The organism is Cupriavidus phytohabitans (assembly GCF_017815025.1).
Classification (GTDB): Bacteria; Pseudomonadota; Gammaproteobacteria; order Burkholderiales; family Burkholderiaceae; genus Cupriavidus.
In genome coordinates this window covers 1-5,491 of sequence record NZ_JAGIQB010000125.1, presented here as the reverse complement: position 1 = coordinate 5,491, position 5,491 = coordinate 1, and the positions used below count along the sequence as shown (strand labels likewise).

Annotated in this window: 3 protein-coding genes and 6 pseudogenes; 4 read left to right on the top strand and 5 right to left on the bottom strand. The window is 60.4% G+C overall.

Annotated features, from left to right (window positions below; translation table 11 throughout):
• Positions 1 to 147 precede the first annotated feature (147 nt).
• Together J8I34_RS33195 and J8I34_RS33190 are read right to left on the bottom strand one after the other, a co-directional pair.
• A pseudogene (locus J8I34_RS33195) lies at positions 148 to 264 on the bottom strand (transposase); the annotation flags it as partial.
• 619 nt (positions 265 to 883) lie between these two features.
• Positions 884 to 1,159, bottom strand: a pseudogene (locus J8I34_RS33190) (IS110 family RNA-guided transposase); the annotation flags it as partial.
• Positions 1,160 to 1,407: 248 nt separating this feature from the next.
• On the opposite strand from J8I34_RS33190, the pseudogene J8I34_RS33185 reads away from it, so the two are divergent.
• A pseudogene (locus tag J8I34_RS33185) lies at positions 1,408 to 1,644 on the top strand (IS256 family transposase); the annotation flags it as partial.
• A gap of 218 nt (positions 1,645 to 1,862) precedes the next feature.
• Here J8I34_RS33185 and J8I34_RS35640 read toward each other — a convergent pair.
• The 3 genes and pseudogenes from J8I34_RS35640 to J8I34_RS33170 all read right to left on the bottom strand — a co-directional run bounded on the left by J8I34_RS35640 (position 1,863) and on the right by J8I34_RS33170 (position 3,510).
• Positions 1,863 to 2,807 (bottom strand): YopT-type cysteine protease domain-containing protein, encoded by a 945-nt coding sequence (locus J8I34_RS35640; protein ID WP_084402727.1) that lies wholly within the window; start codon positions 2,805 to 2,807, stop codon positions 1,863 to 1,865.
• A 261-nt stretch (positions 2,808 to 3,068) separates the two neighbouring features.
• Positions 3,069 to 3,203, bottom strand: a pseudogene (locus J8I34_RS33175) (transposase domain-containing protein); the annotation flags it as partial.
• A 100-nt stretch (positions 3,204 to 3,303) separates the two neighbouring features.
• On the bottom strand, positions 3,304 to 3,510 hold the full coding sequence (locus J8I34_RS33170) for a hypothetical protein (RefSeq protein WP_209808431.1): 207 nt from the start codon (positions 3,508 to 3,510) through the stop codon (positions 3,304 to 3,306).
• Positions 3,511 to 3,584: 74 nt separating this feature from the next.
• Between J8I34_RS33170 and J8I34_RS35100 the strand changes: the two are divergent.
• The 3 genes and pseudogenes from J8I34_RS35100 to J8I34_RS33155 all read left to right on the top strand — a co-directional run.
• Positions 3,585 to 4,255 (top strand): annotated as a pseudogene (locus tag J8I34_RS35100) (IS256 family transposase); the annotation flags it as partial.
• Positions 4,232 to 4,942: an arsenical resistance protein ArsH gene (gene arsH, locus J8I34_RS33160; protein ID WP_371748196.1), complete on the top strand. Its 711-nt coding sequence runs from the start codon at positions 4,232 to 4,234 to the stop codon at positions 4,940 to 4,942. The pseudogene J8I34_RS35100 and the gene arsH, both read left to right, overlap by 24 nt.
• Positions 4,943 to 4,958: 16 nt before the next feature.
• Positions 4,959 to 5,336 (top strand): annotated as a pseudogene (locus J8I34_RS33155) (MFS transporter); the annotation flags it as partial.
• Positions 5,337 to 5,491: the final 155 nt, after the last annotated feature.

The following is a 5,491-nucleotide window of genomic DNA, read 5'->3' as shown; positions in this document are numbered from 1 at the left end:
TCTACTCCCTGGTGGCCTAACCGCAGCACCTTTCCGTCCCCCGCTCGCCCCTACCTCCTTATCGCGACGGAACCCCTTGAAGCAATACCGCCACAAGACGATCCCCCACGGCGTCACCCTGGACCGATTGCAACAAGCAGTCAGGATAGGATTGAGGCCAGAGTAGCTGACCAGTTTCTCCGGCGAGCGAAAGCGAGCGATATCGCCGATGGCCGAGATCAACCCGATCGCAACGGTGGTGTTGATGCCGGTGATGGTCAGCAGCACAAACGCCATCGTTTTATTCCCTGTTGCGCCGAATTGAGGAATGACCTGGCCCAATCGGTGCAGGACAAGGGCTGCCAGCACTGTGGTCAGTCCCTTCACCGTGCCGACTACCCCCGCAAGCCACGCGGCTGTCCGCCGTCGGCACGCCCAGACTGCTGCACGCGCCTGAGCTTTTGTTGCGCCGATTGTCGCAGGCGTTGCACGCCCGGCTCGGTGCGCTTTCTCGGTCGCCGCGTCTATCTGGCCATCATCCTGGTGCTGCGTTCGGGCCGTGCCCATTGTTCCCGTCTGGACGAGTTACCGGGCATCGGCTGGGCCACGCTCAAACGCTGGCGCCAGTGGTGGACCGAGACCTTCCCCAACACCTCCGCCGGCCGGTGGCTGCGTGGTCTCATACCGCCAACGCCCGAGCCGTTCATCTTTCGGTCTACCAATCCGGCTTGCTGTGAATGAGCGGGTTTCGTGATGCCGAAACCGTGGGAATTTGAGCAAGAATGGTGATGGACTCGGGAGAGGTTCCCTCAGGGAGCGTGCACGCACGCGCCTGAGGGAAGATGTCGCCTTTATTGTGTCGAGCAATGAAGGAAACCGAGTCAGTGTGCCATGCCCTGCTACCGATCTTATCCGTCTTCACGCGGGCTTCAGCGATCAGGCGGACTTGCAAGGGGTTGGCGACAATCACCTTGCCGACATGACCTGTCAGCACGTTCGCGATGGCGATCGTGTTGCCGGTCGCCTCGAGTACCACGTGGTCGTCGGGCTTCAGCTTGGCAGCAAAGCGTTCCAGCTCGTCGCGTCGCAGTCCGACACGCCCGCCGGCACGTAGCAGGCCGTTCTCCAAATAGGCGATCTCGGCCACCGATCGCGATACATCCAGTCCTATCACTCGCATTGGCGTCTCCCATGGGAAACATCGCAAATGGGAGCCGGTGGGACAGCACGACAACTACGGATTCGCGCTCGCAGCGCAACCGGGCGGGTCGCAGGGGCGGCCAACTACTAACACGAGCTCGCAGCTCAACGTATATGAACGGCCTGCCCACCCGAAGTGCTCCCCGGTGGTCCTGTCCCGGATGGTCGAACCATACACCAAGTTACGCGGTGAGGAGAGGGAGGGCACCGGTTCCTATCATGCCGGTTACGAACGCGATTGAGTCGACCTTCGCGACTGTGCGTCACCGCACGACGCGCACGCGCAACTGTGTGTCACGAGCGACCTTCCTTGGCCTGGCCTTCAAGCTGATCGAGGAAGCCGAGAAAACCTGGCGCCGCATCAACGGTGCCGAACACATCGAACTGCTCTTGAAGGGCATTCCCTTCAAGGACGGTGCCCCGGCGCAAGACAATCCGCCGGATCAGCAGAAACTCGCCGCCTGACGACCGGCCTCGATCAACGTTCGTACACCAGATTTGACTTTATCTCGTGCCACTGCATACAAATGGCAGTGAACGGGACATTCGCGATCAAGTGAAAAAGCGGAAGTTCAGTGGCGGCACACGCAGCGAACTCGGTCGTCAATGCCGTGACACCTTCTCGAGCCTGAAGAAGACCTGTCGGAAGCTGAAGCAAGGACACGGCGGCTGTGGCGCAAGAGTTACTGGACCCGGTGCAGGTTGACAGCAGCGAGATCCAGATCTTGTGCACTATAGTGCGCTGCCAATGACCGGAGGAGTCCATGCACTTGGTCGGGCGCCGCTCCGTATTCTCCGTAGTTCGGATCGAACAACTTCGTGCGATTTCCACTGGTCGCAACGGCGATGGCATGTCCTTCCCCGTTCTGGAATCGCAGACTGACGAGATATCTGGTGTTGCTTTTCGCCAGAGGTTCGGCAACTGCACCCAAGCCTCGGTAGGGAGAGCAATAAATCGTTGTCGATTGGCCAATCTTTCGCAAACCTGCGTCCCTCAAGATCGCTTGCGCACCTTCGGTAATCGGCTCCTCGGCCCCGCTGCGGTGTGCGTGGGCGATAGCGTGGTGATATCGCTCATGCCTCATAGCTGCTGTGTCGTACGCGGCGTTCCCTGGCGCCAGGGTGTCCAGCCGGCTGCTCGCGGTTCCAGCCCCCTTCAAGCGCAGCCATTCCGTAGACAAACCTGCACAGATATTCGCTCTATTGAGGTCAGCTGATGCGACCTGATAGTCCGAAAGGTCGTGGTGAGTACTGTCGCCCAGGGAGTCAGACACTGAAGCAGCAGAATGTCGCGCAGACGTCGTGGAAGACGTCGTGGATGCCTGGTACCTGTCCGAGGGCGTTCGGCTCAATGAAGAACTGATACAGCCGTTGTCCGAGGCCTTTTTGAGGTCCAGCGGTGTTCTCCGGGCCAGCGGACTCGTTGAACGGGGAACGAGAAGAGGCGACGGCTCTATGCTGACCTTCGTGGAAGAAGATGGGCTACGGGGCGGCAAATCAGGCAATTGCCCAGCAGCTCGACGCGGCGTGGCTGCCCGTGTGGATTTTACCGAAACTACCGGCTCGGTACTCCCAGACACAGCTGAGCTGTGAGGCTCGATATGAGTAGTCCTTCTGTTGACCTGCATTGTATTTCCTAAATTTCATTGTTGAGCCGAGATGTTTCTTTGGAGACGTACCGTATGTCGAATACCTGCACGAAATCTGGGGGCGTTTTGCGAAAAGCAAGGGCTACGCCTTTCCACGCTGCAGCGCCTCATGCGACCGCCTTCGAGCGGTCACTGATCTCTGTCCCTAACCCGATTACGTTGCGCCAGCGAGGAACCACTGCAGCACCCCAGCCGTTGCTGACCTTGCGTAGGCAGTCTTGCCGACTGAGCCAGCGCGAGTTAGGACTGCGCCGGCGTCAGATTCCAAGGCAGCAGTGTCTCGTAGTCGTCAGCAGTCTGCGCTTTTGGCAGGAGCTTGAGCGCAGCAACGAGATACCGGTACGGATCAACGCCGTTGGCCTTGGCCGTCTCCACCTGTTGACGGCGGTGTAAAAGCGGCAGTAAATGGCGGCGTTTGGTTGGGTAAGCAAGGGGCCGCATGCGGCCCCTTGCAGTTTGGGTTGGACGGTGCTGGTTAGAACGGATCCTCGAGGCTTTTCCCAGGGGGCGAGCGCTGCTCACTCAGAAGGTCATGCAGCGCGAGCTGGTAGTGCGCGCAGATCCGCTCGCGTAGAGCGTCGATGAGTTCGACGACGGCGAGGGCCTGCTCAGCGGACCAGTTGTCTGGGATCAGGAAGTCGAGGCCGTGGGTGATGCCTGATGGCAGATGCAGACGCGTCATGATGAGCCTGTCAGATTTTCCGTGTGCCAGAGGTCATGAGATTCTTGTAAGAAAAACTGACCGTGACCGTAGCGATGTCCACCAAGAAGACCACGAAACCGAAGGCACCCAAACTTGTTTCCGACGAGCTGATTGACCAGTTGCTGGCCCAGGTCGAGAACAAGGACGCCGAGTCGATTCTCGGCGAATCAGGCCTGGCCGGGCTGCTCAAGAAGCGGTTGGCCGAGCGCATGCTGGCCGCCGAACTGACCCACCATCTGGCTGCTGAGGCCAAGGAAGGCAGGAGCAGCAACCACCGCAACGGCACCAGCCCAAAGACCGTCATCACGCCCAATGGCGAACTGGGACTGGACATTCCACGCGACCGGCAGGCCACCTTCGAGCCGCAGCTGGTGACCAAGTACCAGCGCCGGCTGCCCGGCTTCGACGACCACGTGATCAGCATGTGTATGTGCGCGGCATGAGCGTGCGCGAGATCCAGGGCCACCTGCAGGAACTGTACGGCCTGCAGGTCTCGCCCGAGCTGATTTCCACCGTCACCGGCGACGTACTGACCGAGGTCGAGCAATGGCAGCAGCGATCGCTGGAGGCGATGTACCCGATCGTCTTCTTCGACGCGCTGCGCCTGAAGATCCGCGACGAAGGCACCGTCAGGAACAAGGCCGTCTACCTGGCACTGGGCGTCCGCGCCGACGGGCGCAAGGAAGTGCTCGGGTTGTGGATCGAGCAAACCGAGGGCGCCAAGAGCACGCATCCGCCGCGCATCTTGCTGCTCTATGGTTCGCTGCGCGAGTCATCCTACAGCCGCCTGCTCGTGCACGAAGCTGAACGCATATTGCAGCACTTCGGCGCGGAAACCCGCGTGTTCGATCCACATGGCCTGCCAATGTGCGACAGCGTCCCGGCGGATCATCCCAAGGTGGTGGAACTGCGCAAGCTCTCGGAGTGGTCTGAAGGCCAGGTGTGGTGCAGCCCCGAGCGGCACGGAACGCTGACTGCAGTCTTCAAGAACCAGATCGACTGGTTACCTCTCGAGATAGGCAGCATTCGGCCGACACAGGGACGCACACTCGCCGTGATGCAAGTCTGCGGTGGCTCCCAATCCTTCAACGCCGTCAATGCACTGCGCGTGCTTGGTCGCTGGATGCGCATGGTGACAATCCCGAACCAGTCGTCAGTCGCCAAGGCATACCAGGAATTTGAGGCGAATGGTCGCATGAAGCCATCCTCCTACTATGACCGCGTGGTCGACGTCATGGAGGAACTGTACAAGTTCACGCTGCTGGTGCGCGATCGCAGTGACTACCTGACGGACCGCTACAGCGAGCGCAAGGACGCCGCGCCAGCGGAAGTGGCCGCCTTGACTGCCGCGGCGATGCGCCACGAGAAGGACGCTGAAGTTGGCGATACCGATAGCGGCGAAGTCGAATAACAATGCAAGGATGGCGATGGAGCCAGGCACCGGCGTGATTGCGAGGCTGGGAATCGCCCAGACCCTTGCGTGGGGATCGACCTACTATCTGCCGGCGATGCTCGCGACGCCAATGGCCAGCGATCTCGGCGTCACGCCGCCGACGGTGTTTGCAGCGTTCAGCGTTGCACTCATCGTCTCGGCCTTGATTGGGCCATCCGCCGGAAGGTTGATCGACCGAACCGGCGGCCGGTCGGTCCTGGTGGCGACGAGCCTGATATTTGCACTCGGTCTTGCGGGGCTTGGACTTGCGCAGAGTGCCGTTAGTCTCTTTGCCGCCTGGTTGGTCCTGGGGGTGGGCATGGGCGCAGGGCTGTACGAAGCAGCATTCGCGACCCTCGTGGTGCTTTATGGGGTGATCGTGCTTTCGCTGCAAAATGATACGCCGAAGAGCGAAATCCTCTTTAAAATCAACAATTTGCACACACCGACTGTAACTGCTCAATAACCCGGGGCGAACGGCGGCACCCTGTTCAAGCAGAGCGCAGGAGGCGTTGTTCAAGCAGGTGC